This window comes from Marivita sp. S6314 (assembly GCF_023015985.1).
Classification (GTDB): Bacteria; Pseudomonadota; Alphaproteobacteria; order Rhodobacterales; family Rhodobacteraceae; genus Marivita.
The window spans coordinates 149,795-176,606 of sequence record NZ_JALKAO010000001.1 but is presented as its reverse complement, the minus strand read 5'-3'; the positions used below and the strand labels follow the sequence as shown (position 1 = coordinate 176,606).

Genomic DNA, 26,812 nt, shown 5'->3' with positions numbered 1-26,812 from the left:
GGGAATCGTATAAGAAGAAACCCACGGCACTGGCATGCCGTGGGTTGAATGACGCTCAGCCCTGTCACAGCGAGGTTTAAGACGATGGGTCCAAGAAGGGTTTGAACCGCCTCAAAACAACACCGGTTGAGGTATGTCACATGCGGCAAGCGAGTGCTGCTGCGTGTGGCTCTTATATGAAAGGAGAGCCAAAATGGCAACTCAAAATGATCAAAGCCCTTACTTGGCGGTAATCGCCGACTTAGAGGCGAAGCGTGACGAACTGAACCGCACCATAGAAAACCTGCGCCAGATGGCGGGTATCTCAGCGTCAGTCGTCAAACAAGAGACCGAACGCCAACAAACCGAAGATCAAGCGCCCATTATTGACGGAGACAACCCATTTCTTGGCATGAAAGTCTATGATGCTGCCAAGGTCATTCTTGCAAACAAGCGCAAGCCTATGTCGCCTTCTGATCTTGTTGATGCGATGGAAGCTGGCGGGCTTTTACTTACCGGCAATAAAACAAACAGTGTCGGATCAATTCTTAACCGACGCCAAAAGCAAGTTGGTGATATTGTCAGCCCGCAGCGCGGGATGTGGGGCTTAAAAGAATGGTATCCTGGGCGCAGTTTTGCAAAAAAGCAGGATGAAAAAAATGAATCTACTGAGACCAGCGCGCCCGAGCAGCACGCTTCGCCGACTCTGATCTTTCCTCAGGCGTCATCCGACTAGCGCGAGCCTTCCCACCCTTTGAGCCACCCTTAAGGCCCCTCTCAACCGCAGAGGGGTCTTTCTCTTTTTCTGGCTCAACATCTCCTGTAGCCAGCTCCGCTATCATGTGGGCAAGCTGGTTGGCGTCTCTGGGTCTCTTGGGTTTGTCTGTCATGCCCCTAAGATAGTCACGCGCGCGCTATGGTGCAAACTATTCAATTTCCAAAGTGACCCACTACCCGATTTCGGGATAAGGCAATAGTGATATCGTCGGGACCTTTGCATTCGCGTTTATCCCCAGAATTTACTGTGGGAGCCAAGAATCTTCGTACGAAGATTCTTTACGCTTCCCATTAAATTCTGGTGAATCCCGGTAGGATCATGTCGGCAGTGTCTCCCTGAACCCCGTCCAAGCCCAATCATTCACCGGACGTGACCGGCGTCATGCCCTCCGCCGACGTCCCCCGACACGCCCCGCACGACCCCGGCCTTCCTGACCGGCCTTGGGTGGCTGTTTGTTGAACTCGATCCAGGCGCTGCCGCCGTCATCGTTGTTGGTCAGGAAGTTGGCCGCGCGAATGGCCTCCATCTCTTTGCCCGGTCTGGGTTTGGTTGATCCCAAGCCGAACAGCATGCAGAAGGTTTCGTCATCCATGTCCGCGGGCAGCACGATCCCGGCAGCTTCGACTTCGGCCTTCTTTTCCGCCAGTTTTGTTGGGCCAACAGGCAGCGCGACCGGGTTCATGATCGCAGAGGTCATGCCAGCGCCCATGGCCATGGGCAGAAACGCGTTGTTGATCCCGTGCCGGTTGGGCAGGCCGAACGAGATATTCGACGCGCCGCAGGTTGTGTTCACCCCCAGCTCTTCGCGCAAGCGACGGACCAGCGTGAACACCTGCAACCCGGCGGTTCCCATTGCACCGATGGGCATCACCAGCGGATCGACCACGATGTCATGGGCGGGAATGCCAAAATCGGCTGCACGTTCGACGATTTTCTTGGCCACGGCAAAGCGCACATCGGGGTCTTCGCTGATGCCGGTGTCATCGTTCGAGATCGCCACAACCGGGACGTTGTATTTCTTGACCAGCGGCAACACCAGTTCCAGACGGTCCTCTTCGCCGGTGACCGAATTCAGCAATGGCCGACCTTCAGCGGCGGCCAAACCGTTTTCCAGCGCGCCGGGAACAGAACTGTCGATGCAGAGCGGGCAATCTGTGACGGCCTGAACCCGTTCCACCAGTTCTTTCATCAGCGTGGGTTCGACAAAGTTGTTGTCGGCATACCGCGGGTCTTCAGCCATCTTGTTGGAAAACACCGCGCCCGAGTTGATATCGAGGATCGTGGCACCGGCCGCGACCTGCGCCAGGGCATCCGCCTCAACACGGCTGAAATCGCCGCGTTCAAGCTCTTCGTTCAGGATCTTGCGCCCCGTCGGGTTGATCCGTTCCCCGATCACGCAGAAGGGCTGGTCAAAGCCGATGATGGCGGTTTTGGTCTTTGACTCGACAATGGTCCGGGTCATGCGGCGTCTCCTTCAAGGCGGGTCAGAATGTCTGACAGCGCGGGGTCGTTGAAATCCTGGATTGTGAGGGCAGCCCCGGCGGCACGCAGGGCGGCATCGCTGATGCCCGATCTCACGCCAATGCAATACGCCCCGGATGCGGCAGCGGCCTGCATGCCGGACGGGCTGTCTTCAAAGGCGATGCAATTGCTGGGGGCCTCGTTCAACGCCTGCATCGCCACAAGATACGGGTCGGGATGCGGTTTTCCGTGATCGCATTCTTCACCGATCACGATCACATCGAAATAGGCGCGCAGGCCAATGGCGGTCAACATCGCCTCGGCGTTCAGGCGCATCGCATTGGTCACAACGGCCACGTTCCATCCTGCCGCCTGCGCGCGGTCCAACAGCGCCAGTGCCCCCGGCATTGCCGGGTAGGGGGTGGGCAGCCGGTCGCGGAACTGGGCTTCTTTCCATTCGCTCAGGCCCTGCGGGTCAGGTTCGTCCGGCAGAAATTCCGCAAACACGTCGACATTCAGACGACCGTGGACGTGGTCCATGTAGAACCCGTCGTGCATCGTCAATCCGCGCGCGGTCCACAGCTCTTTGAACACCTGTTCATGGATTGCATCCGAATTCAGCAACGTGCCGTCGAGATCAAATAGCAGGGCGGGCATCGTCGTTTATCGTGCCGAGACGGGTGCTGTTGCAGACCCGCCATTGTTGATGGCCCAGGTTGCGTTCGACGTGATGCCGCCAAGCGGGAAGAAATGGACCTGTTCGATATTGAAATCGGGGTTGGCCGCCTTGTGCGCTGCCAGTTTGGACAGCACGTCTGTCGGCTCGTAGGGCAACAACAGCTTGGACACGTCCATAGCGCGTTTCTGCAGGACCTTCAGGGACGGGCCAACACCGCAGGCAATGGCGAATTTGATCAGGGTCTGAAGCTTGGCCGGACCGGCAATGCCGATATGAACGGGCAGGGCGATGCCCGCTGCGGAAAGGTCGTCCACCCATTTGATGATCGGGTCCGGATCAAAGGCGAACTGTGTGGCCAGTGCCATCTTGGCGTCGGTGCGTTCCGAAAACGCCTGTTTCCAGCGCAGCGCCTCGTCGACATTGGCACTGCCGCCCTTGGGGTCGATGTCCTTGTTGCCTTCGGGATGACCGGCCACGTGCAACCGTTTGAACCCGGCCGCGTCAAACAAGCCCGTTTCCATCAGCTGCATCGAGCTGTGAAAGTCACCATGCGGTTTGGCCACGCCACCCGCCAGAAGCAACGCCTGATCAACACCGGCTTCGCCCTGGTAGCGGGCAATCCAGTCGCCAAGCGTGGCCGCGTCCTTGATGATGCGCGCCGGGAAATGCGGCATGACCGGAAAGCCGTCCTTCGCCAGCCGCTTGGCCGTGGCGACCATCTCTTCGATCGGTGTGCCTTCGATATGGGCAATGTAAACGCGTGTGCCGGGGGCGAGCAGCGTCTTGAAATCATCGACCTTTTCGGCGGTGCGCGGCATGACCTCGATGGAATAGCCTTTGAGGAAGCTTTCCATTTCCGGTGTGCCGGCAGGGCGCGTGTCTTCACGCTTGCGGAAGTTCAAAAGTGCCATGATGGCCTCCTTCAGAGTCACGGAGCTTACGCCCAACCTTCGTTGTCAATCAGCGCCTTCAGCCGGTCCTTGTCGTATTCGGTTTCGATCCGGTTGGCTTCGGCGGTGCAGACGTCTTGTGCATCGCCGTCCACCGAATAGGGCGCAGCCTTGCGCCATTCGGCCAGGTAACTGTCGGTATCGGCCGCACCGACCTTCATCGCGGCACGATCAATCGCCTGTTCGAACCGTTCGCTCAATTGCGCCTTGGCCCCGCGACGGCCTTTTCCGACGATGACCTGGGCCGGGATGTCCCGCCAATACACGATTGTGACGTCCGCCATTGTGCGATTCCTTCGACTGCGCGTACCGCCTTCGTAATTGACGCGGTTTCCGACAAAGGGTCATTTTTCGACTTGTCCGCTTCTGTCCGCGACCCTCTGTCAGACAATAGGGCCTGTATGGGCGGCTTGCGATGCTTCGGGACGACCCGCACACACAATTTTTCGAGATGTCCGGACCAACTTGCCTTGGATGTGCGACGAATCTTGCGGTGACGGCAAACCATGCTTAGGTTCAAGGTAACTTAGATATTCGGAAGGCGCAGAACGATGGCGCCAAAGCGTCCCAAAGGTGCGGGCGCATTCCCGAAACCGGTAGAGAGCCCCGCGCCGTCCAGGCCCGATCCATCCGAGCTGTATGCCGCGCTGGATCTGGGTACAAATAGTTGTCGGATGTTGATTGCCCAACCCAAGGGCAACCAATTCCACGTGGTCGACAGCTTTTCCAAATCCGTCCAATTGGGCTCGGGCCTTGAAAAGTCCGGCAGACTCAGCCGTGCATCGATGAACCGGACGATTTCGGCGTTGCGCGTGTGTCAGCAAAAGCTGCGGCGGCACGAGGTCAAACAGATGCGGCTGGTGGCGACCGAAGCCTGCCGTCGTGCCCATAACGCGCGTGATTTCATCCGTCAGGTCAAACGGGAAACGGGGCTGACGCTTGAGATCATCCAGACCGAAGAGGAAGCCCGCCTTGCGGTGATTTCCTGCGCGCCGCTGGTCAGCACCAAAACCGAACAGCTGCTGGTTGTGGATATTGGCGGGGGATCAACGGAACTGGTCTGGATCGACCTCAGCGCTGTCCCTGCAATCGAACGCCCCAAGGCGATCATGCGGTTGCACGCGGGGTTTCACACGCAAAACAGTCCTTTCCCAGCGGCCAAGGTGGTGGACTGGATCAGCGTCCCGCTGGGGGTTGCCACGCTGCGGGATCAATTCTCGGACGTGGAAAGCGACTCCGCGCGTTATGCGCTGATGAGCTGGTATTTCGAAGAGAACCTCGCCGAGTTTGCGCCCTACAAGGATGAACAAACGCGGGAGGGGTTCCAGATTGTCGGCACGTCCGGAACCGTGACCACCGTGGCGGCCAGCCATCTCGGGCTCAAACGGTACGACCGCAACAAGGTTGACGGTCTGAGAATGACATCCGACCAGATCGAAAAGGTGATTTCAGGCTACCTGCATCTGGGCCCCGAAGGGCGCAGGCGCGATCCGCGGATCGGACAAGACCGGCAGGCGCTGATCATGTCGGGGGCGGCGATCCTTCAGGCCTTGCTGCGCTGCTGGCCGACAGACCGGTTGTCGGTGGCCGATCGCGGGCTGCGCGAAGGTCTGCTTTATGCGCAGATGTCTGCCAATGGCGTGTTGGAAGACGGGCCGTTCTGACCTCTGACCGTCAGGTCAAGACACTGACAACGCGCCGCATCGCCAGTTCATACCCTTCGACACCCATGCCGATGACAATGCCATCCGCGCGTTGCGACACGAAAGAATGGTGCCGGAAGGCCTCGCGTTTGTGGATGTTCGAAATATGCACTTCGATCACCACCCCCTCATAGGCCTGCAACGCATCCAGAATCGCGATGGAGGTGTGGGAATAGGCACCCGGATTGATCACAATCGCAGCGGCCGCATCGCGCGCTTTGTGGATGATGTCGACAAGCGCCCCTTCGGAATTGGATTGCATCGCCTCAAGCCGCAGACCATGCGCATCGGCCAGCGCGGCACAGCGCGCGGTGACATCGTCCAGCGTGTCTGCCCCGTAAATCTCGGGCTCACGCTTTCCCAGCAGGTTGAGGTTCGGTCCGTTGATCAGAAAGACGGTTTTCGACATCTGCGCGCTCCGGTTCGTGCCCTGACTGGGTGCCAGTTGCACCGGCCTTGCGCAACCCGGGGCCAGGTTAGACATGCAGGTTCGTGTCGATGGCACCACGATTATGCGGGTCACCGGGCGGACGGGAAAAGGCGGATTCCGGCCAAGTCTTGCGACCCGTTAACGCCAAGACGCTTGATTTTAGGGTGACGTTACGTCACCCTGAAAACAACCGCGGTCATGAGAACGCGCTCTTTTTTGACGTCGTATTTTATCAAAGAGGAATTGCAAGATGGCCGAGATCAAATTGGATGTGCCGTTGGTGGCGCAGAAAAAAGCAATGAGCTGCTGGTACGCCTCGGTGTGCATGGTGAGCTACTATTACGCACAGGGGCCGGTGCAGGGCCTGCCCAACAAATGGGTCGCCGACCAAGGCATTCAGAAAGCCGATTTCGTGACCTTGGCCCTTGCCGAAGGATTGAAGTTCCTACCGTCCAAGGACCACGATTTCACTGCAATCAGCCTGATGGCAACGATTGGCTTTCGCGGCCCGATCTGGTGTGCGTCCCATTGGAAAGGCTATGGCCATATCGTCGTGATCACGGGATGCAGCACCAAGGGGGATGACGGCGGAACCGTCTTTATCAATGACCCGGAACCGGTGGATGCGGGCTCAACCACAACGATCAGCCTCAAAACCTTCAACGATCAACGCGAACGCGGCGGACTGCTTGTCGCCTAGCGGGATATCGGGCCGCCGGACCACATGTGGTTTCGTAGCTTTCTTAGATTTTGGCTCCGGCGGTAGGGATCGAACCTACGACCAATTGATTAACAGTCAACTGCTCTACCGCTGAGCTACGCCGGAACACGAGGCGGGGTTTAGCAACAGTGTTGGGGCGCGTCCAGAGGGTTTGTTGAAAAAATGTGAGTTCTTTTCAAAGCCGGCGAAACACCGCGTTGGCCGATAGCGTGCCGTCAGCCGTCACAGCGTTTTTTCCATAAAGATCAACCATATGCGCCAAGACGTTGCGGGTGGCGGCAGGCAGCAATGCGGGGGCTGTGTCGTGGTAGACGCGGTTTGCCAGGTCAGAACAGGTGGCCGGTCCGCGCTCCAGTTCCTGAAGCAGCGATGCTTCGCGAGTCAACCGATGCGAAATCAGCCAATCAAGCCGCGCCGCCGGTTCTGTGATCGGTGCGCCGTGGCCGGAATGGAAGCTATGCCAGCGCATCGACTGTAACCGCCTGCAGGAGGCCATGAAATCGGTCAGATCCCCATCCGGCGGAGACACGAGCGAACTGGCCCATCCCATCACCAGATCGCCACAAAACAGCATGTCCCCCATGGCAAAGCTCAAATGATTGCCGAAATGGCCCGGCGTGTGCACAGCGGTCAGCGACCAGTCGGTGCCGCTGACGGTCTCGCCATCGGCCAGCGTGTGATCCGGCTGGAACGATGCGTCCACGCCTTCGCCGCCTTGCATCAACCCGCTTTTGGCCAGGTCCTGCATGATCGCGCTGCGGCCCCCCAGCGCGTCCGAGAACGCGTAGACAGGCGCGCCGGTGTGACGGCTCAGATCACTGGCCAGCGGTGAATGGTCAAGATGGGCATGGGTCACCAGGATGGCCGACACCCGCGCGTTGCCAATCGCGCTCAGCAGGGCCGCCAGATGTGCGGTGTCTTTCGGGCCCGGGTCGATTACGGCCAGATCGCTGGTACCGACAAGATAGGTGTTGGTGCCGCGAAACGTCATCGGCGACGGGTTGTTGGCCACCACACGCCGCAGGCCCGGCGCGATTTCCTCGGCTGTGCCAATGGCGGGTTGAAACTCTGGCTGTGGATCGGTCTTCATACCCGCAAGAGCAACAGGAGCTTTGCCCGATTTGCAACCACTTCGTGACAAGACATTTCGTTTCGCCGGGGGCTGCGCTAGCGTGCCGTCATGAAGTTTGACTGGTTGAAACGCTACATGCCGCGCGGCCTTTACGGTCGTGCTGCCCTGATCCTGATCCTGCCGGTGGTTGCGTTGCAACTTGTGGTATCGATTGTTTTTATCCAACGGCATTTTGAGGGTGTGACCGAACAGATGAGCCGCGAAATCGCGCGGGAGATCAACGCGACGCTGGATCCCGACTGGGTGGATGAACCGGCGCTCGCCCGCGCGTTGCGGATTGATTTTCTGGATCCTGCGGACGTCACCATGCCAGCCCAGAACATGCGCCGGTGGTATGATTTTTCGGGCATCGTGGTGACCCGGACAATTGCCCGCGATGTGATCGGGTTTCGCAGGATCCATCTGGTCGATGACCGCACGGTGTTGGTTTGGATCGAACGCGATGACCGGCCGCTTGTGGTGGTCGAATTCAACCGCGAGCGCGCCTCTGCGTCGAACCCGCATCAACTGTTGGTCAATATGGTGGTGTTCGGCGGGTTGATGACGCTGATCGCGTTTTTGTACCTGCGCAACCAATTGCGCCCCATCACGCGGCTTGCCGGGGCCGCCGAAGCGTTTGGACGGGGGCGCAACGTGCCGTATTCACCGTCCGGTGCGGTCGAGGTGCGGGCGGCGGGGCATGCGTTTCTGGACATGCGCGCGCGGATCGAGCGTCAGATCGAACAGCGCACGATGATGTTGTCCGGTGTCAGCCATGATCTGCGCACGCCGCTGACGCGCTTGCGTCTGGGGGTGTCGATGTTGGCGGACGAAGACCGCGCGCCGCTTGAACGCGACATTGACGATATGCAAAAGCTGATTGACGCGTTTCTGGATTTCGCGCGGGGCAATGCGGAAAGCGCGCAACCCGAAGCCACGCCGATCCCGGAGTACATCCAGGAGATCGTTGACGGGTGCAAGCGGTCGGGTGTGGCGGTTGAGCTGGTCGACACATCAGGGCAGGGGGACGCGATGTTGCGGCGCACGGCGATGCAGCGCGCGATTGAAAACCTGATTGGGAACGCGGTCCGGTATGGCAGTAAATGCGAAGTGTCCGTGGCGCTGACCGACAAATCGCTGCGCATACGGGTCGAAGATGACGGGCCGGGCATCGCCGCCGAAGATCGCGAGGCGGCGCTGCGCCCGTTCGTGCGGCTGGATCCGGCGCGCAATCAGGATCAGGGGTCCGGTGTTGGTTTGGGGCTGGCCATCGCCGCCGACATCGCGCGGGTGCATGGCGGTGTCCTGCGCTTGGGCGACAGTGACCGGCTGGGCGGATTGCGCGCGGATATCGTGATTGCGAAGTGATTTTCCGGACATCGCGTGCGTCGATACCGGCTCATTTGCGACTTAAGTGGGCTGCGAACACGAAAGATGTTGAAAATCGCGTCTTTTTTGTAAGAAATGGGCAGAGTTCCGGGCCAGTCCGGGCATGTTACCGCGAACCATACGGAGTGAGTCAGGATGCCGGCATACACCTATGTGCACGACGTCATGTTGCGTGATTGTGAACCCTCCGGGATCGTGTTTCTGCCGCGCTATTTCGACATGGTCCACACGGTCATCGAAAACTGGCTCGACGAGGCGCTGGACTGGCCGATGAGCCAGATACAGGGCAGTGACGGTTTGTGCCTGCCATTCGTGGACATCAAGGCCGAGTTCCCGGCTCCAAGCCGCTTGGGCGACCGGTTGACCTGGCGGTTGGCGGTGCGCGACATCGGGCGCAGCAGCATCTGGCTTGAAATCATCGGCACCACCGGTGCGGAAAACCGCGTGTCGATCACGGGAACGCTGGTTCTGTCCGAAGGCATGGCGATGCGGACACGGCGCTGGCCCGAGCCAATTGTCGAACGCATGAAAGAATTCATGCTGTCGCCAGACGGGCAGGCCAAGAAGGTGGCGGAATAGCTTAGCGGTCCGCTTCCAGCGCCGCGATATGCAGAAATTCGACCAGCTTTGTCCGATCCACCGGCTTGAGCAACAAATCAATCTTTAAGCGCTTGGTTTCCTGCCGCAGAAAGGCCGAGCGTTCGGCCGAAATGATCGCGCAGGGCACGCGCCCGAACTGGGCGCTGAGCTTTTCGAACAAGTCCGTCCCTGTCGCGCCCTCCCCAAGCTGGTAGTCAAACAGCAGCGCGTCCGGTGTGATCTGCAGATCGTCCAGCAACGCCAAAGCCGCTTCGGCATCTTCGGCCTCGATCACGCTGACCCCCCAGCTTTCTATCAGGATCGACATGGCGCGGCGCAGTTGCGGGTCATTTTCGACCAGAAGCACGATCAAACCCGCTTTGGTCAGTCCCAACGGGGACGACGCCAGCGTTTTGGCAGGCGCGTTGGCTTGCACGTTGCGCGCAAGTGGCACGTTCAGCATAAAGCAAGATCCGCGTCCGGGTTCGGACCAAAGCCCAAGCGGATGACCAAGGCGCGCGCAGGCCCGTTCCACAATCGCCAAACCCAATCCCAGACCGTCATTGTTGCTGGCCTTGGTATCGAGCCGGCGGAATTCTTCGAAAATCGAATTCTGGTCTTCTTCCGCGATCCCGGGGCCGGTGTCCCACACCTCGATCCGAACGGAATCGCCGTTCCTGCGCGCCCCGACCACGATGCGGCCGGTCTCTGTGTAGCGGATGGCATTGGCCAGAAGGTTCTGCACAATGCGGCGCAGGTAGGCGGGATCGCTTTCGACCACATGCGAGCTGTCAACGATCTTCAGATGAAGCCCTTTCTGCGCGGCCAATATCTCCATCTCGTCGCGCAGCGGGTCAAACACTTCGCGCAGGGCCACGGGGCGGATGTCAAAACTCAACCCGTCGGATTCCAGCTTCGAGATGTTCAGCAGCGCGTCGATGATCTGTTCCGCGGCACCAAGGGCGGTTTCCGCCTTGGCCAGCACGGCTTGATCATTCGGGGACGCGATCTTGTCCGTCAGGGATGCCATGAACAGCTTTGCTGCGGACAAGGGTTGCAGCAGATCGTGGCTGGCCGCCGCGACGAAGCGGGATTTGGACGCGTTGGCGCGTTCCGCCGCGGTCAAGGCGTCCTCCAGTTCCAGCGTCCGCTCCATGACACGCTGTTCAAGAATTTCGTTCAACTCATACAGCTTTTGCGCGGCTTCCCGTTCGGCGGTGACATCGGTGCAGGAAATCACAAAGCCACGATCCGGCATGGCACGCCCGAAGATGTGCAGCACGGCGCTGTCACCGCGTTTGACCTCAAAGGAAATCGGCTGCCGCAACCCGTCCGACATGGCCCAGCGGCGAAACGAGCCACGATCGCTGCCGCGCGTGAATTCAAACTCGTCGTCCAGTTCATCCAGCAGCCCGATGAACGACGCGCCAATCCGCATTCGTCTGGCCGGAAGGGACAAAAGACTGCCCAGCTTCTGGTTCCAACCCACCAGACAGGCGTTTTCGTCAAAGATGCACACCCCCTGGTTGAGGTGATCCAGGGTCGCCCGGATCATACGGGTCTGCTTGTCGCGCAGCTTGGCCTGTTCCTGCCGTTCGACCCGCATGATGTCGGTGATATCGGTTTGCAGGATCACCGTTCCGTTGTTGCCGGTGCGGTGTTCCGACACCTGAAGCCAGCGGTCGTTTTCAAGCTGCACGTTGAACATCACGCGCCGGTCCTTGTGCCGCTTGCGGCGCATCTTGGCCCAGGTGTTGCGGTCTTCGTGATCGGGCAGGTGCAGAAAGGCGGACCGGCTGATGCGGTCAACATAGCTGTCAAACGGAATGCCCGGCTTCAGATCGCGGGCCGTGTCGCTGAAATCGCGGCAAAAGCGCGAATTGCACATGACCAGAATGTCGTTGGGATCAAACAGCGCGAAGCCTTCCGAAATCGTTTCGATGGCATCTGCCAGGTTGCGCCGCGCTGCTTCGGTTTCGGCATTGGCCCGCGCCAGTTGGGCGTTGGCATCATGCAAAAGATCCAGCGTGCGTTCGAGTTCCAGCGTGCGTTCGCGCACCCGCTTTTCCAGCAACGCGGCACGTTCGAACTGGGCATAGGCCGCCCCGGATTGCGACACACCGAATTCCACCCGCCGCATCAGGCTGTCAGCGATTCTCAGCAGCTTTTCGTTCTGCCGTTCAAGGCTGTCATTCGGGTTGATCAACGACATCTACACGGTCCTTTTCACCGGCGGGTAGATGGCGACACCGGTTAACGTCTGGTTCACGTGCAAACCGCCGATTTGTTCGCCATAGGTCGAAAAGCCAACCACGTTATGGGCTGTCAGAACGTCAGACACGGCGCGCAGTTTCTGGATGCGTCCGGCTTCGATGCGCCGCAGGATACAGTCGCACCCTAGGATTATTTCCGGCGTGGCATGCTGCGCCAGATCGGACAAACCCCGATCAAGGTGTTCAACGATGTCATCATGGGTCGCCAGCGTCAGAACCATCCCGTCATTGATCGCCGAAAAGAACACCAGATCGTGGTTTTGCTTGACCTGCTGGATGGCGCGGACGTGGTGGACATCCCCCAGCCGCACCACCACCGGATGTTCGGCAAAGGTGAACTGATCCAGCTGTTTCGGATCCAGACCCAGCAATCGTGCATATTCAAGTGCTGCAGGTTCTGCGTTGATCTCATGGACAATCCGCGCATCCGGAGAGGCCGCTGTGACCACCATGCGCTGTTCTGTCGGGATCAGGTGATCAAGGCTGAACACCCGGATCGGCCGGTCGCAGCGCGCCAGCACCACGACGGCGGCATTCTGCAGGATCACCCCGTTTCGCGCCAGCCAGGTCTGACCAAATTTCGTACCGTCACCGGATGAGCCCCCAAACAGGGGCGTCGGCCCCAACCCGGCGGACAGAAACGCGGTCAGTTGCTCTTCCCGAAGGCTCAGCCCGTCGATCATCAGAAACGCGAAATCCGACATCCATTCGGGCGTTTGCTTGGCCAGCGACAGGCGCGCTTCGATCAGTCTGTCCGTGACGGTTTGTTCGTCAATGACGTCAAGGTTTTCAATCGCATATGTCAGGACATTAAAGTGACTGCTGCGAAAGCCGATGGCAATCACCTGGTGTTCTTCGTACCCCGCCTGACCGATTTCGCCAGCCGTTGTGCACGCCAAAACGTCCGCCGCCCCAAAGCGGTCGGACGCTTTCGTGACCAAAGACCGGAAATCCGCGTCAGATGACACAAACAGGCAAACAAGCTCGAAAGGTCCCGGTCCAAGCTGGTCGCAAATTTGATCTACAGAAGTTGGGTCGTCGCAATGCACTTGGGCGAAGGCGATAACCCCGGCGTCGGTCTCAGTGTCTTTGGCGTCAGGAAATCCCTGGTTTCCTTCCAATCGGCTGTCCCTACGAGTTGGCTATCCCCAACCATAAGGGCGTCACATGTCGGTTGGCAAGACCCGGTTGAATCGCGCTTCCTGCGCAATCAGGACAGCCTGCGTCCGGCTGTGCACACCCAGCTTGCGCATGATGGCTGTGACATGGGCCTTGACCGTGGTTTCGGCAATCGACAGGTCATAGGCGATCTGCTTGTTCAGCTTGCCTTCGCAGATCAGATTAAGGATGCGTGCCTGCTGGTTGGTCAGCGACGCCAACCGCGACAGGGCGTCTTCCGGGGCCTCGCGCGGGCTGTCGGCACCTTGCGGATCGATATACCCGTCTGGCACAAAAACCTGACCGTCGCGCATGGCATCAAAAGCCTTGCGGAACACCGCACGCTGCGAATGTTTGGGAACAAACCCATCAGCCCCGGCCTTGAGCGCATGTGCAATCATCCGGTTATCGGCCATCGACGACACAATCAGGATTCTGGATTTCGGCGCGGCTGTGCGCAGCCGGACAAGCCCATCCAGCCCGTTTACATCCGGCAGGTTGAGATCCAGCAGGATCAGATCGAAGGCGCCCGCGTCCTGAACCTTGTCCAACGAGGCATCCAGCGTCCCGACGGTCTGGATATCTTCAAACTCGGCAATCGACCGGAGCGTGAGCGCAAGCGCGTCACAGAACAGCGGGTGATCGTCAACAACAAGAGCCGTTAGCGCGGTTATCGGTGTATCCCTCATCGTCATTCGCCCACATTAGCCGTCCGGACAGGCGGAACAAGAGGCTCCGCCCGCCATCTCAGGCTAGGTGTTTGCATGCGGCCCGTCACTTGCCGAAAGGTCTCATACCAGATGCGACACTATTTTTCGGGCAGCAACCCGCGCGGGTTCAGGCGCAGCACCAGCAACAGGATCAGCCCCATGGTCAACAGACGCATGTGCTGAACACTGTCCAGAAGATGCAATTTGAGCCACGAGCCATCGGCCATCCCCGCAGTGATCAGCGTCATCAGCAATTGCCCGATCGGTTCGACCTGCACCCACAGGAACCAGATCAGGAACCCGCCCAGCACAGCCCCAAGGTTGTTGCCCGACCCGCCAACGATCACCATCACCCAGATGAGGAACGTGTAGCGCAGCGGCTGATAGGTGCCCGGCGTCAGCTGACCATCCAGCGTGGTCATCATGGCACCCGCGATGCCACAGATGGCAGAGCCCAGCACGAACACCTGCAGGTGCCGCGCGGTGACGTCCTTGCCCATGGCGCGCGCCGCTGTTTCGTTGTCGCGGATCGCCCGCATCATTCGGCCCCAGGGACTGTTCAGCGCAAGCTGCGACAGCACCAGCAGAATGATCAGAACCCCGGCGAACAGCAGCCCGTATTCGATCTTGACGTAAATCGTTGACGCCGTGGTCGCATCCAACCCGAACCCGGCGGCCCGTTCCACAAAGGCAGGATCATTCTGCAGATCAACCTCGTATGGCACAGGACGGGGCAGGCCGATCACGTTCTTGACGCCGCGCGCCATCCAGTCCTCGTTCTTGAGGACCGCAATCACGATCTCTGCAATCCCCAGCGTCGCAATCGCAAGGTAGTCAGATCGCAGGCCAAGCGCCGTTTTGCCGATCACATAGGCCGCACCTGCGGCCAGCAATCCACCCACAGGCCACGCGATCAGAACCGGCAACCCCAGCCCGCCCAGATAACCGGCCAGCGCAGGATTAACATCCTCAACCCGGTCGACCGCGGGGTCCAGCACCATGCGATAGGCGATCACGCCAACCAGCAAGACGCCGCCCGTGGCCCAGCCCCGGACCCGCCCGCTGGTGCGCGACCACATCAGAACCGCGGCGACAATGGTCATGGCACCCAAAACCAGACCCAAAAGGATCTGCCCGCCACCCGCGGCCCAGGCCTCTTCAACCGGCGGCATGGCGATCAACACAACCGCCAAACCCCCAAGGGCCACAAAGCCCATCACCCCGACATTGAACAGCCCGGCAAGACCCCATTGCAGGTTGACGCCCAACGCCATCACCGCGCTGACCAGCCCCATGTTCAGAATGAGCAGCGCCGAGTTCCAGCTTTGCAGCAGTCCGGTTCCAAGGATCAGACAGGCAACAAGCCCAAACAGCAAAAACGTCTTCATAGTGCTTTCCCCCGGAACAGACCGGTTGGTCGGAAGAGAAGGACAATCACAAGGATCACGAAGCTGACCGCGAATTTGTATTCCGTGCTCAGCATCTGAACCAAACCTTCGGGTTCAAGGGCAGGGGGCATGAAATAGACCAGCACCTTTTTCCACGCATAGGTGATCCCCACTTCGGAAAACGCGATCACGAATCCCCCGGCAATCGCGCCCAACGGATTGCCCAGCCCGCCCACGATGGCGGCGGCAAAAATGGGCAGCAGCAGCTGGAAATAGGTGAACGGTTTGAAGGACTTGTCCAGCCCGTAAAGCACCCCTGCCACGGTGGCGAGCGACGCCACGATCAGCCAGGTCACCAGAACAACGCGCTCTGGGTTGATGCCCGACAACAGGGCCAGATCCTCATTGTCCGAAAACGCCCGCATGGATTTGCCGGTGCGGGTCTTGTTCAGGAACCAGAACAGCACAGCCACAACGACAACCGCTGTGATCACTGTAATCACCTGGGACGTGCGCAGCGCCAGCCCTTCGGCCAGACCGGTCATTTCGCGGAAATCGCGGGCCGAGATCACAAAGCGTTCACCATCGGCGAACCGCTGATCATCCGGCCCGATCACGATGCGCGTGAAGCCATTGTAGATGAACATCACCCCCATCGACACGATGACAAGGATCACCGGTTTCGCCTTTTGAGCGCGGTAGAACTTGTAGACATACCGGTCGGTCAACAAGACCAGCGCGGCCGCCCCCAGGATGCCGAACGGAATGGCCAACAGTGCGGTGGGCAGGGGCCCAAGACTCACCCCCATCGCCTGCAACCCCCAGGTCGTCAGCACGGCAAACATCGTGCCAGCCGCCATCGTGTCGCCATGGGCAAAGTTGGAAAACCGCAAGATCCCGTAGATCAGAGTGACCCCAAGCGCCCCCAACGCCAACTGGCTGCCATAGGCAATCGCGGGGATCAGGACAAAGTTGGCCAGCGCCACGATGCCGTTCAGAAAATCCATGTCACCGCCCCCGGTTTCGTCTTGTCAGAAATCGTAAAATCCACGTCTACCCCCCAAGGAACGACCGGCGCACATCCGGGTTCGCCAAGAGATCCTTGCCGGTGCCTGAATAGCCGTTTGCACCCTGCACCAGCACATAGCCCTTATCGGCAATCTCAAGCGCCTGCCGCGCGTTCTGTTCCACCATCAGGATCGAAATCCCGGTCCGCGCCACTTCGATGATCCGATCAAACAGTTCGTCCATCACGATGGGCGACACCCCGGCGGTGGGTTCATCCAGCATCAGCACCTTGGGCTGCGTCATCAACGCGCGTCCAACCGCCACCTGCTGGCGCTGCCCCCCCGACAGCTCCCCAGCCGCCTGCGCCCGTTTTTCCCGCAGGATCGGGAACAGGTCGTACACCTGCTCCATCGTGCCCGAGAAATCGTCCTCGCGGATAAACGCGCCCATCTCCAGGTTCTCTTCCACGGTCATGGAGGTAAAGATGTTGGCCACCTGCGGCACGAACCCCATGCCGTGCCGCACCCGTGCCTGCGGCGTCAGATGGGTGATGTCCTCGCCATCAAGCCGCACCGCGCCTTCGCGCAGGTCCAGCATACCGAACACGGCTTTCATGGCCGTCGATTTCCCAGCCCCGTTGGGGCCGACAATCACCGCGATTTCACCGCGTTCGACCGCAATGGTGCAATTGTGCAGAATGTCCGGGCCGGTCTTGCCGTAGCCGCCTGTCATCCCATCGCCAATCAGAAACGGCTCAGCCACAGGACACCTCGTGATCTTTCCTCTTGCCGAAAATACCTCGGGGGAGGCGCGCAGCGCCGGGGGCAGAGCCCCCCACCGGCGACGCCGTCAGGCGGCGCAAATCCATCATCTTCACGACACCGCCTCCTTGTTCTTCAACCCCGTGCCAAGATAGGCCTCGATCACCCGTTCATCGGATTTGATCTCGTCAATGGTGCCCTTGGACAGCACCTTGCCCTCGGCCATCACGATCACCGGATCACACAGCCGTCCGATGAAATCCATGTCATGCTCGATCATGCAGAACGTGTAGCCGCGTTCCTTGTTCAGACGGATAATCGCGTCGCCAATCGTGTTCAGAAGTGTCCGGTTCACCCCCGCACCAACCTCGTCCAGAAACACGATGCGCGCGTCGACCATCATGGTGCGGCCCAGCTCAAGCAGCTTTTTCTGCCCACCGGATACCTGACCGGCCTTGTGATCCGACAAATGCTCAATGGTCAGGAATTCCAGCACCTCGTCGGCCTTCGCACGCAGCGCGCGTTCCTCGTCCGCGATGCGCTTGCGTCCGAACCAGGTGTTCCACAGTGTCTCACCGGTCTGTCCGCCGGGAACCATCATCAGGTTTTCGCGGCAGGTCATCGAACTGAACTCATGCGCAATCTGAAAGGTGCGCAGCAAGCCCTTGTGAAACAACGCATGTGGCGGCAGGCCCGTGATGTCCTCACCCCCCATGAACACCTGCCCAGAGGTGGGCGGCAGAACCCCGGCCACCACGTTGAACAAGGTGGTCTTGCCCGCCCCGTTTGGCCCCACCAGCCCGGTGATGGACCCTGTCTCGATTTCCAGTGTTGCGCCATCCACGGCGCGGAACCCGCCAAAATGCCGATGGAGGTTTTTGACCTCGATCATTCTTCACCCAAAGCGTGAAAAACGCCCCTTATCAATTTGAAACGGCGCAGGAAAACCTGCGCCGTCTATTGTCAGTTCAGAAGGCCCGCAATCAGCGGTAGCCAACCACGGTCAATGCGCCACCGTCGACGACGTATTCGGCATAGCTGCCAGCGGCTTCGCCCGGACCAACCAGTTCAACACCGGTTGCGCCGTTGTAGTCCACGTCGCCGCCACCTGCGAGGATCTCGATCGCCTTGGCAAGTTCACCAGGCATGATCGGCTCGCCCGGTGCGTTGGCGACCATTTCGATCTTGCCAACATAGTCTGCCGGATCACTGGAACCCGAGGCGGCCATCGCCAATAGCATCAGCGCTGCCGCATCATAGCTTTCACCGGCATACACGCTGGTGCCGTCGATGCCTGCCGCCGTTGCCATCTCTGCAAAGGTTGCGCCACCGGCATTGTCGCTGCCCGGGGCGGTTCCGATTGTGCCGTCGATGTCACTGCCAAAAGCTTCGGTCAGCGCGTCGCCGATCATGCCATCGCCCAGCGCAAACATGTCGAACGCGCCGGAATCCAGCGCCCCCTGGATAACGCCAGCGCCGCCCTGGTCCACGTAGCCCAGAACGACCAAGGCGTCGCCACCGGCAGACGCCAATGCGCCGACTTCGGCAGAGTAATCCGCCTTGCCGTCTTCATGTGGCGCGGTCAGCGTCACCGATCCGCCTGCCGCTTCGAACGACGACTGGAACGCGTCGGCAAAGCCTTTGCCGTAATCGTTGTTGGTGTAGGTCACAGCAACGCTGGTGATGCCTTTTTCAACCAGCACTTCCGCCAACACAGCCCCCTGACGCGCGTCAGACGGAGCCGTGCGGAAGAACAGGCCATTGTCTTCAGCGGCGGACAAGGCAGGCGATGTCGCGGATGGCGAGATCATCACCATGCCGTTCGGCACTGCCACGTTTGCCAGAACCGCACCGGTCACACCTGAACAGTCCGCCCCCATGATCGCGCTGACACCGTCGCTGGTGATCAGGCGTTCGGCTGCGGCGGTGGCCGCCGCGCTGTCCACGCAGGTGGAATCAGCACGTACGGATGTCACTGTCGCGCCACCCAGCAGAGCGCCGCTTTCGGTCACTTCTGCCATCGCCATTTCGGCACCCGCGGCCATGGCCGGTGTCAGGGATTCAATCGGGCCTGTGTAGCCCAGCAGGACACCCATTTTGATTTCGTTGTCCTGAGCAAAGGCAGAGCCTGCAATCAGGGCGCCAGCCGCCGTGGCTGTCAGCAGTTTTTTCATTATGTCACTCCCATATTGGAACATTGTGATGTTCAGCGGTCAGATTAGAGTTCGGCGCAGGAAAAGAAAAGCCCTGTCGCAGCGGTATGCGACATGTCCAGTCTTTATTGATTTCAGTCGGTTACGTGCGATTGTCAACAGCGCGGGAACAGTTGTTTTGGAATCAGATCGGCTTCACAACTCTGTTGGTTCGGTTGTCCTGCGCGCGGCACCGGCCATATCGAAAGGCAGAAACAGAACAATCCGGAGTGTTTTCATGCCCTATCTGAACCGCTTGTCCTGCGCCTTCCTTGTTGCAGCATTGCCCTTTGCGACAAGTGCGCAAACGCTTTCGGAAACTCTGGAGACATCGGCAGGCCAGATGCAGGTCTCTGCGGCGGTGACCGGGCTTGAGACGCCGTGGGCTTTCGGATTTTTACCGGATGGTAAAATCGTCATCACAGAGCGCGGCGGCGATGTGCTTTTGGTGACGCCCGGTGATACCGCTGTCACCTTGGGCAATCCGCCGGATGTGTTGGTGGACGGGCAGGGCGGGTTGCTCGACGTGTTGGTGCCGCGCGACTTTGCGCAGACCCGGCAGCTTATTTTCACCCATGCCAAGCGCCAATCGCGCGGCAGCGGCACGGCGGTGACGGTGGCCACGCTCAATGCCGATGGCACAGCGCTGACGGATCACAAGACCATTTTCGAAATTGCCGCGGGCTCCAGCGGCGGGCGGCATTTCGGGTCGCGGATTGTCGAAGCGCCGGACGGCACGCTGTATCTCACGGTTGGAGATCGCGGGGATCGCCCGTCTGCGCAGGACCAAAACCTGCACAACGGATCCGTGCTGCGCATCACGCGCGAAGGGTCGGTGCCAGCGGACAACCCTTTTGTCGGAACAGAGGGCGCATTGCCCGAGATTTGGTCCTACGGTCATCGCAACCCGCAAGGGGCCGCGTTCGATGCCAGCGGCCAGTTCTGGGTAACAGAGCACGGCGCGCGCGGCGGGGACGAGGTCAACCGGGTTCGCAAGGGGGCCAACTATGGCTGGCCGGTGATTTCGTACGGTCGGCATTATTCCGGCCGGTCGATTGGCGAAGGCACCGCGAAAGAGGGAATGGAACAACCGGAAACCTATTGGGACCCTTCTATCGCGCCGTCAGGTTTGACGTTCTATACGGATGGCCCGGTGTCGGACTGGAATGGCGACATGTTCGCCGGGTCGCTGAAATTCGACTACATCGCGCGACTGGATGGATCGCCTTTGCGCGAGGTCGAACAAATCCAGGGCGACAGCACGCAACGCGTGCGGGATGTCCGGCAGGGGCCGAATGGCGATCTATGGTTCCTGAGCATTGGCAACGGGGCGCTGTATCGGATGTCGGCGGTGGGGTCCTGACCGGGATCAAGCCGTATGTCCGTAATACCACCGGATGCCTTCATCATGACCAAGCTGCCGCAATTCTGTGATAACAACGGTTTCGATGCCGCCAACGACATTGTCTTCTTGAGGTGATCCAGCCTTGGTCATGGCTGAACGATATCCTGCGCGATCTCCGAAAAACTGGTAGGCATGACCCAATTCATGGATCAAAGCGATGGCCGGGGACAGCGTCCCATATTCACGGATTTGCCGGGATTTTCTCCAGAACAGCCCGTAGCGTTCTCTTTTGTTGCGCACCCAAGATGCGCTTGGGCGTTCTCTTGGACTGTCGAACACGTCAAGTGACATGTCCGGATTCCATTCCACAATTCCGCCGTCCGCACCATCGTCCACTTTCGGATGACGGTATTTTGGTTCGATGTCCGGGCCGATTTTAATGACAATCTGTTCCGGAACTGTTTGCAATTCGTCCAGTATGGATCGGGCCATGTCGGATCTGCGAAGGTAGGCGATGGCTGCGTCGTATTTTGATCGTGCGTCGATCGTCGGCATACCTTGTGGTGATAGCGAAAAAGCCAAACCGTACCCCCTGACGTGATGGGCACAGTAAGGTGTGAGCGACCAAGCCTGCGCCGTTTCCTGTACAAGTTTACCTAAAGTGAACCAAAACGCATCTCTTTTTTGGTGTGTTGCTAAACCGACAACCGCGACGCATGTGCGCCGCGTTCTCGGTAGGGCGTGGTCTCGTAATGCGCGCGGTAGCATTTTGAGAAATGCGAGGGTGACGCAAACCCGCAGGCCAAGGCCACGTTGATCACGCTCATATCCGTCTGCATCAGCAGGTTGCGCGCTTTTTGCAGGCGCAGTTCCATGTAATACCGCTTCGGGCTGCGGTTCAGGTAGCGGCGGAACAGGCGTTCCAGCTGTCGCGTCGACATGCCGACCTGTTGCGCCAGAACCGACGGGCTGATCGGTTCTTCGATGTTCTGCTCCATCATCTGGATGACCTTGGACAGCTTGGGATGCCGAACCCCGATGCGGGTCGGGACGGACAGCCGCTGGGTGTCCTGATCGGTGCGGATGGAGTTGTAGATAAGCTGGTCCGCCACAGCCCCGGCCAGTTCTTCGCCGTGGTCGTCCGCGATGATCTTGAGCATCAAATCTACCGACGCTGTCCCGCCGGCGGTTGTGATCCGGTTGCCGTGGACGACAAAGATCGACTTGGTCAGTTCGACCTCGGGGAACTCTTCGGTAAAACTGTCCTGGTTTTCCCAGTGAATGGTGGCGCGTTTGCCATCCAGAAGCCCCGCTGTGGCCAGCGTATAGGCCGCTGTGCACAACCCGCCGATGGACAACCCGCGCCGGGCTTCGCGGCGCAGCCAGTTGATCACGCGTTTGGTTGTCCCGGTTTGGACATCTATCCCACCACAGATCAGGATCACGTCATCGCGATTCAGTTCGGTCAGGTCACTGTCCACGCGGAACGACACCCCGGCCGAGCATGTCACCTCATCCCCGCCTTCCCCGACGATCACCCAATCATACAGTTTGCGGTTGGCCATCCGATTGGCGATGCGCAGGGATTCAACGGCTGCTGCGAAACATAACATGGTAAAATCAGGCAAAAGCGCAAAGACGAACCGGCGGGGTTTGTCGGGAACCTGATCCAGTTCAACCGTTTGACGTGTTGGCAGCATTGATCCGACCCTCCGACGTGCTCTGCGGCACCTTGCGGTTCAGATGGTCAGAACTCGGCGACTGGGTCAAGCACCCCGAGACCATTTCTGATATGGTCAGACCGGCGCAGCTTCTGTATAGCGGGGCCGCTAACGCTAACGATGACATTGGATCAACGGAGTAAAAACAATGACCGAGTGGCAAAAATCAGGCTGGCGCGCGAAACCGCGGGTACAGATGCCTGACTATACGGATACCGCAAAGCTGGAGGCAGTCGAGGCCCAGCTTGCCAAATATCCGCCGCTGGTTTTTGCAGGCGAAGCGCGGCGGTTGAAATCGCAACTGGGCGCGGCATCGCGCGGCGAGGCGTTTTTGCTTCAGGGCGGCGATTGCGCCGAAGCCTTCGACCAGTTCAGCGCCAACGCAATCCGTGACACGTTCAAAGTGATGTTGCAGATGGCCATGGTTCTGACCTACGGCGCTAAGGTGCCGGTGGTCAAAGTGGGCCGGATGGCTGGCCAGTTTGCCAAACCACGCAGCGCGCCGACCGAAACGGTCGATGGCGTGGAATTGCCAAGCTACCGTGGCGATATCATCAACGAATTGCCGTTCACGGCCGAGGCCCGCGTTCCGGATCCGGCCAAGATGCTGCAGGCCTACACACAGGCGGCGGCAACCCTGAACCTGCTGCGCGCGTTTTCGACCGGTGGTTTTGCGGATGTGCATCAGGTGCATGGCTGGACGCTGGGCTTCACCGAGGGCGAGAACGCCTCGAAGTACCGCGATATGGCCAACCGCATCAGCGACACGCTGGACTTCATGACAGCCGCTGGCATCAACAGCGACAAGGCACCGTCGCTGCAGTCGGTGGATTTCTACACCAGCCACGAGTCGCTTTTGCTTGAGTATGAAGAAGCGCTGACACGTCAGGATTCGACGTCTGGCAAGTGGTTGGCGGGGTCGGGTCACATGATCTGGATCGGCGACCGCACCCGGCAGCCCGATGGCGCACATGTGGAATTTGCGCGGGGCGTTCTGAACCCGGTGGGTTTGAAATGCGGTCCGACCACCACGGCAGAAGACCTCAAGATCCTAATGTCCAAGCTGAACCCCGAAAACGAGGCGGGCAAGCTGACCCTGATCGCGCGGTTCGGTGCGGGCAAGGTTGGCGAACATCTGCCGCGCCTGATCAAGGCCGTTGCCGAGGAGGGCGCGAACGTGACCTGGGTCTGTGATCCGATGCACGGCAACACGATCAAGTCGTCCACCGGGTACAAGACCCGTCCGTTCGACAGCGTGCTGCGCGAGGTAAAAGACTTCTTTGCAGTGCATAACGCAGAAGGCACCGTGCCGGGTGGCGTGCATTTCGAGATGACCGGTCAAGATGTGACCGAATGCACCGGAGGTGTCCGGGCGGTGAGCGAGGAAGATCTGAGCGACCGCTATCACACGGCTTGCGATCCGCGTCTCAACGCGTCGCAGTCGCTGGAACTGGCGTTCCTTGTGGCCGAAGAACTGACCGCGCGCCGCGAAGCCGAAGCTGCTGCAAAAGTGGGCTAAGCCGATTGCGATTGATGTCTATGGAAAGGCGGGTCGTTGGACCCGCCTTTTTCAATTTGAAACCACGAGGCTGAGATGCCCACGTGTTATCAGGGGGATGCCTGATATTGGCCGCGCCCCGAAAATGGGTGTGCTGTTGATCGACGTGATCCGGAACCGGCGCGGTGTGCGGCCAACCGGGCCGGTGGTGACGAACGTGCCCAGCATCTTGGTCACGCCCCGCGTGTCGCGCAGTGGATAGATGCGCAAGCTGGCTGTCAGGTCACCCTGGCCAGGGTGCGTGGCGGCGCAGAGCATCATGGAAAGCAGTCTTGGCGTGTCCAGCGTGCGCGCGATTTCCCGGGCAAAGGCGGTGCGGTCCGATGGGGTGATCATCACAGCCAACGGCATCCCGGTGACCTCCATGCCCAGGGTCGTGCTAAGTGATCCCCCGGCGACACGCAGCTTGGCATGTCCGGCGGCCAGATGTTCGGCGATAAATGCGTATTCCAGCGCATCCTGAATGGCCTGCGGGTCAATCGAGGCACGGGTTGGTATCCCGTCCTGCGCGGCCAGCCGATGCCAGTAGCGATCCACCGTTTGAACCGCGTTGGCCTGATGATGCGTCAAGGCCTGAGCTACCAGCGATGTGCTGTACATGGCGTGACTCCCGTACCCATTTCCCGGGTCCGGTTTTAACACAAATGTCCTTCAAATTGTTCTGTGATCTTAACACTTGGTTAACCCTTCGGGAGGCCGTGTACCGCGCCCGCGTGCCTTGCATCGCTGCACCGCAACGCGTAACCGATGGGAAAGCGACGCAGACACAGTGGGGATCTATGCGGCAGTCCATGACGGGTTTTGCATCGGGGCAGGGAGAGGCGCTTGGCCTGAGCTGGACCTGGGATCTTCGGAGCGTCAACAACCGGGGTCTGGATATCCGTATCCGCGTTCCGGACTGGATCGAGGGGCTTGAACAGGCCTTGCGGGCGATGCTGTCAAAGCGCGTGGCCCGCGGCAGCATCACGGTGTCGTTGCGATTGCAGTCCAACACGTCCGAGCCCACGCAAGAACTGAACGAGGGTCAGCTTGACCGGGTGTTGAGCGCGATGCTGCGGATCGAGGAAGAAGCGATGGCGCGTGGTCTGTCGCTGACCGCCTCAAGCGCGGCTGACCTGATTTCGGTGCGCGGCGTGATGGATGTTCCGCATCAGCAAGCCGATCCCGGCGAGGTCCGGACCGTGTTGACCCGGGATTTCGAACCGGTGCTCGACAGCTTTCTGGCGTCCCGCAAGGCAGAAGGCGCGGCCCTGGCCGAGGTGCTGACCGGACAGATTGCGCAGGTCTCGCAGCTAGTGGCGCAGGCGACAGAGGTGGCCGAGGCGCGCAAGGACGAACAGGCCGAGCGTATGCGTACTGCCATGGCTCGCGTATTGGACGCGCAGGACGGCATCGACGAGCAGCGCATCGCGCAGGAATTGGCCCTGATCGCGGTGAAGGTGGACGTTACCGAGGAACTGGACCGTCTGACGGCCCATGTTGCTGCGGCCACGGATTTGCTGGGCACGAAAGGCGCAGTTGGCCGTAAGCTGGATTTCTTGATGCAGGAATTTAATCGTGAAGCCAACACGTTATGTTCCAAAGCTCAATCATCACTTTTAACGGCGGTTGGGCTTGAATTGAAATCCGTCATCGAGCAGATGCGCGAGCAGGTTCAAAATGTGGAGTAAGCCATGAGCACACGTCGCGGGCTTTTGATTATCTTGTCCTCACCATCCGGCGCGGGCAAGTCGACCTTGTCCCGGCGGTTGCTGGAATGGGACACATCGCTGAGCTTTTCGGTGTCCGCCACCACCCGCGCGCCGCGTCCCGGTGAGGTTGACGGTGATCATTACCATTTCCTGTCGGAAGACGCGTTTAAGAAAGACGTAAATGCGGGCGATATGCTGGAGCATGCGCATGTGTTTGGCAATTTCTACGGCAGTCCCCGCAAGCCGGTGCAGACCGCAATCGAAGCGGGCCGCGACGTGCTGTTCGACATCGACTGGCAGGGCGCGCAGCAGATCGTCAATTCCGCGCTCGGACCACATACCCTGTCGATCTTTATCCTTCCGCCATCCATTGGTGAACTGCGCCGTCGACTGGAAAGCCGGGGACAGGACAGCGCCGAGACGATCGGCAAGCGGATGCTGAAAAGCTGGGATGAAATCAGCCACTGGGGCAGTTACGATTTCGTTCTGGTCAATGACGATCTGGACCAGACATTCGAGCATCTGAAAACCATCGTCTCTGCCACCCGATTGCGCCGGCTTCAGCAGCCGGGACTGGTGGAACATGTGCGCAAGCTTCAACAGGAATTCGAGGATTTGTCATGACCCTTTACGCTTTGGATGGTGTGGCCCCGCAAGTGGCCGAAGACAGCTGGATCGCACCGGATGCGAATGTAATCGGAAAAATCCGGGTCGAGCCGGGCGCGAGCATTTGGTTTTCATCGACGCTGCGCGGGGACAACGAGCTTATCACCGTCGGGGCCGGGTCGAACGTGCAGGAGAACTGCGTGTTGCACACCGATATGGGGTATCCGCTGACCATCGGGGCCGGATGCACTATTGGTCACAAGGTCATGCTGCACGGATGCACGATTGGCGACAATTCCCTGATCGGCATGGGCGCGACCATTCTGAACGGTGCGAAAATCGGCAAGAATTGCCTGATCGGGGCAGGGGCGCTGATCACCGAGGGCAAAGAAATCCCAGATGGGTCTCTGGTGATGGGCGTGCCGGGCAAGGTGGTGCGTCAGCTTGATGACGCGGCCATCGACGGGCTGCGCAAGAGTGCGTTCTTCTATCAGGAAAACATGCGCCGATTTAAATCCGGTCTGACGGTCGTTTAATTCTGTCGCGTGTGACTGGCTTGGCCAAAAAGGGTCTTGACCCGATTGGCTGGTGAGCCATCGTCATCGACAGACGTATAAGGAA

The 26,812-nt window shown here is 59.6% G+C and carries 27 protein-coding genes and 1 tRNA gene; 10 read left to right on the top strand and 18 right to left on the bottom strand.

Annotated elements, in window-relative coordinates; all coding sequences use genetic code 11:
* Positions 1 to 193: 193 nt before the first annotated feature.
* On the top strand, positions 194 to 715 hold the full coding sequence (locus MWU54_RS00830; RefSeq protein ID WP_247080150.1) for a winged helix-turn-helix domain-containing protein: 522 nt from the start codon (positions 194 to 196) through the stop codon (positions 713 to 715).
* A gap of 421 nt (positions 716 to 1,136) precedes the next feature.
* Here the strand turns inward: MWU54_RS00830 and MWU54_RS00825 are convergent, their stop codons facing one another.
* The 4 genes from MWU54_RS00825 to MWU54_RS00810 are packed head-to-tail and all read right to left on the bottom strand — an operon-like array spanning position 1,137 to position 4,131.
* Positions 1,137 to 2,219 (bottom strand): methyltetrahydrofolate cobalamin methyltransferase, encoded by a 1,083-nt coding sequence (locus MWU54_RS00825; protein WP_247080149.1) that lies wholly within the window; start codon positions 2,217 to 2,219, stop codon positions 1,137 to 1,139.
* On the bottom strand, positions 2,216 to 2,875 hold the full coding sequence (locus tag MWU54_RS00820) for an HAD family phosphatase (RefSeq protein WP_247080148.1): 660 nt from the start codon (positions 2,873 to 2,875) through the stop codon (positions 2,216 to 2,218). Before MWU54_RS00820 ends, MWU54_RS00825 begins: the two co-directional genes overlap by 4 nt.
* A 6-nt stretch (positions 2,876 to 2,881) precedes the next feature.
* Positions 2,882 to 3,808 carry a methylenetetrahydrofolate reductase gene (locus MWU54_RS00815; RefSeq protein ID WP_247080147.1) on the bottom strand — a complete coding sequence of 309 codons (927 nt, stop codon included), beginning with the start codon at positions 3,806 to 3,808 and terminating at the stop codon, positions 2,882 to 2,884.
* 26 nt (positions 3,809 to 3,834) lie between these two features.
* Positions 3,835 to 4,131 carry a virulence factor gene (locus MWU54_RS00810; RefSeq protein ID WP_247080146.1) on the bottom strand — a complete coding sequence of 99 codons (297 nt, stop codon included), beginning with the start codon at positions 4,129 to 4,131 and terminating at the stop codon, positions 3,835 to 3,837.
* 267 nt (positions 4,132 to 4,398) lie between these two features.
* Here MWU54_RS00810 and MWU54_RS00805 point away from each other — a divergent pair, with 267 nt between their 5' ends.
* On the top strand, positions 4,399 to 5,511 hold the full coding sequence (locus tag MWU54_RS00805; RefSeq protein ID WP_247080145.1) for a Ppx/GppA phosphatase family protein: 1,113 nt from the start codon (positions 4,399 to 4,401) through the stop codon (positions 5,509 to 5,511).
* Positions 5,512 to 5,521: 10 nt separating this feature from the next.
* On the opposite strand, the gene aroQ is transcribed toward MWU54_RS00805, so the two are convergent.
* Entirely contained in the window at positions 5,522 to 5,959 is a 438-nt protein-coding gene (gene aroQ, locus MWU54_RS00800; RefSeq protein ID WP_247080144.1) for a type II 3-dehydroquinate dehydratase, read from the bottom strand.
* A 271-nt stretch (positions 5,960 to 6,230) separates the two neighbouring features.
* Between aroQ and MWU54_RS00795 the strand changes: the two genes are divergently transcribed.
* A complete protein-coding gene (locus MWU54_RS00795; protein WP_247080143.1) occupies positions 6,231 to 6,680 on the top strand; it encodes a papain-like cysteine protease family protein in 450 nt (149 codons plus the stop codon).
* 51 nt (positions 6,681 to 6,731) lie between these two features.
* Here MWU54_RS00795 and MWU54_RS00790 read toward each other — a convergent pair.
* Both MWU54_RS00790 and MWU54_RS00785 read right to left on the bottom strand, forming a co-directional pair.
* Positions 6,732 to 6,806 (bottom strand) — tRNA-Asn (locus MWU54_RS00790).
* A 70-nt stretch (positions 6,807 to 6,876) separates the two neighbouring features.
* Positions 6,877 to 7,791 carry an MBL fold metallo-hydrolase gene (locus MWU54_RS00785; RefSeq protein ID WP_247080142.1) on the bottom strand — a complete coding sequence of 305 codons (915 nt, stop codon included), beginning with the start codon at positions 7,789 to 7,791 and terminating at the stop codon, positions 6,877 to 6,879.
* A 90-nt stretch (positions 7,792 to 7,881) separates the two neighbouring features.
* Here MWU54_RS00785 and MWU54_RS00780 point away from each other — a divergent pair, with 90 nt between their 5' ends.
* Positions 7,882 to 9,180, top strand: coding sequence for an ATP-binding protein (locus tag MWU54_RS00780; RefSeq protein ID WP_247080141.1), 1,299 nt, complete (start codon positions 7,882 to 7,884; stop codon positions 9,178 to 9,180).
* A gap of 156 nt (positions 9,181 to 9,336) precedes the next feature.
* Entirely contained in the window at positions 9,337 to 9,780 is a 444-nt protein-coding gene (locus MWU54_RS00775) for an acyl-CoA thioesterase (RefSeq protein ID WP_247080140.1), read from the top strand.
* Position 9,781: 1 nt separating this feature from the next.
* On the opposite strand, the gene MWU54_RS00770 is transcribed toward MWU54_RS00775, so the two are convergent.
* From MWU54_RS00770 to MWU54_RS00735, 8 genes are all read right to left on the bottom strand, one after another.
* Positions 9,782 to 11,992, bottom strand: coding sequence for a PAS-domain containing protein (locus MWU54_RS00770; RefSeq protein WP_247080139.1), 2,211 nt, complete (start codon positions 11,990 to 11,992; stop codon positions 9,782 to 9,784).
* On the bottom strand, positions 11,993 to 13,102 hold the full coding sequence (locus MWU54_RS00765; protein WP_348647598.1) for an FIST N-terminal domain-containing protein: 1,110 nt from the start codon (positions 13,100 to 13,102) through the stop codon (positions 11,993 to 11,995).
* A gap of 114 nt (positions 13,103 to 13,216) precedes the next feature.
* The gene (locus tag MWU54_RS00760) at positions 13,217 to 13,900 is read right to left on the bottom strand and encodes a response regulator transcription factor (RefSeq protein WP_247080137.1); all 684 of its coding nucleotides are present in this window, start codon (positions 13,898 to 13,900) and stop codon (positions 13,217 to 13,219) included.
* A 119-nt stretch (positions 13,901 to 14,019) separates the two neighbouring features.
* A complete protein-coding gene (locus MWU54_RS00755) occupies positions 14,020 to 15,309 on the bottom strand; it encodes a branched-chain amino acid ABC transporter permease (RefSeq protein WP_247080136.1) in 1,290 nt (429 codons plus the stop codon).
* Positions 15,306 to 16,316, bottom strand: coding sequence for a branched-chain amino acid ABC transporter permease (locus tag MWU54_RS00750; RefSeq protein WP_247080135.1), 1,011 nt, complete (start codon positions 16,314 to 16,316; stop codon positions 15,306 to 15,308). The genes MWU54_RS00755 and MWU54_RS00750 overlap by 4 nt, the downstream gene beginning before the upstream one ends.
* A gap of 46 nt (positions 16,317 to 16,362) precedes the next feature.
* On the bottom strand, positions 16,363 to 17,079 hold the full coding sequence (locus tag MWU54_RS00745; RefSeq protein WP_247080134.1) for an ABC transporter ATP-binding protein: 717 nt from the start codon (positions 17,077 to 17,079) through the stop codon (positions 16,363 to 16,365).
* A gap of 111 nt (positions 17,080 to 17,190) precedes the next feature.
* Positions 17,191 to 17,970, bottom strand: coding sequence for an ABC transporter ATP-binding protein (locus MWU54_RS00740; protein WP_247080133.1), 780 nt, complete (start codon positions 17,968 to 17,970; stop codon positions 17,191 to 17,193).
* Between the two features lie 91 nt (positions 17,971 to 18,061).
* The gene (locus MWU54_RS00735) at positions 18,062 to 19,252 is read right to left on the bottom strand and encodes an ABC transporter substrate-binding protein (RefSeq protein ID WP_247080132.1); all 1,191 of its coding nucleotides are present in this window, start codon (positions 19,250 to 19,252) and stop codon (positions 18,062 to 18,064) included.
* Positions 19,253 to 19,508: 256 nt separating this feature from the next.
* On the opposite strand from MWU54_RS00735, the gene MWU54_RS00730 reads away from it, so the two are divergent.
* A complete protein-coding gene (locus MWU54_RS00730; RefSeq protein WP_247080131.1) occupies positions 19,509 to 20,633 on the top strand; it encodes a PQQ-dependent sugar dehydrogenase in 1,125 nt (374 codons plus the stop codon).
* A gap of 6 nt (positions 20,634 to 20,639) precedes the next feature.
* Here MWU54_RS00730 and MWU54_RS00725 read toward each other — a convergent pair whose 3' ends face one another.
* Positions 20,640 to 21,170, bottom strand: coding sequence for a M91 family zinc metallopeptidase (locus tag MWU54_RS00725; protein ID WP_247080130.1), 531 nt, complete (start codon positions 21,168 to 21,170; stop codon positions 20,640 to 20,642).
* Between the two features lie 140 nt (positions 21,171 to 21,310).
* Positions 21,311 to 22,315 (bottom strand): GlxA family transcriptional regulator, encoded by a 1,005-nt coding sequence (locus MWU54_RS00720; protein WP_247080129.1) that lies wholly within the window; start codon positions 22,313 to 22,315, stop codon positions 21,311 to 21,313.
* A 169-nt stretch (positions 22,316 to 22,484) separates the two neighbouring features.
* Here MWU54_RS00720 and MWU54_RS00715 point away from each other — a divergent pair, with 169 nt between their 5' ends.
* On the top strand, positions 22,485 to 23,855 hold the full coding sequence (locus MWU54_RS00715; protein WP_247080128.1) for a 3-deoxy-7-phosphoheptulonate synthase class II: 1,371 nt from the start codon (positions 22,485 to 22,487) through the stop codon (positions 23,853 to 23,855).
* A 51-nt stretch (positions 23,856 to 23,906) separates the two neighbouring features.
* Here MWU54_RS00715 and MWU54_RS00710 read toward each other — a convergent pair whose 3' ends face one another.
* Complete coding sequence (locus MWU54_RS00710; RefSeq protein ID WP_247080127.1) at positions 23,907 to 24,494, bottom strand: PAS domain-containing protein; 588 nt, start codon at positions 24,492 to 24,494, stop codon at positions 23,907 to 23,909.
* A gap of 191 nt (positions 24,495 to 24,685) precedes the next feature.
* Here MWU54_RS00710 and MWU54_RS00705 point away from each other — a divergent pair, with 191 nt between their 5' ends.
* The 3 genes from MWU54_RS00705 to MWU54_RS00695 are packed head-to-tail and all read left to right on the top strand — an operon-like array spanning position 24,686 to position 26,727.
* Positions 24,686 to 25,564, top strand: coding sequence for a YicC/YloC family endoribonuclease (locus MWU54_RS00705; protein WP_247080126.1), 879 nt, complete (start codon positions 24,686 to 24,688; stop codon positions 25,562 to 25,564).
* 3 nt (positions 25,565 to 25,567) lie between these two features.
* A complete protein-coding gene (gmk, locus tag MWU54_RS00700) occupies positions 25,568 to 26,209 on the top strand; it encodes a guanylate kinase (RefSeq protein ID WP_247080125.1) in 642 nt (213 codons plus the stop codon).
* A complete protein-coding gene (locus tag MWU54_RS00695; protein WP_247080124.1) occupies positions 26,206 to 26,727 on the top strand; it encodes a gamma carbonic anhydrase family protein in 522 nt (173 codons plus the stop codon). Before gmk ends, MWU54_RS00695 begins: the two co-directional genes overlap by 4 nt.
* Positions 26,728 to 26,812 lie beyond the last annotated feature (85 nt).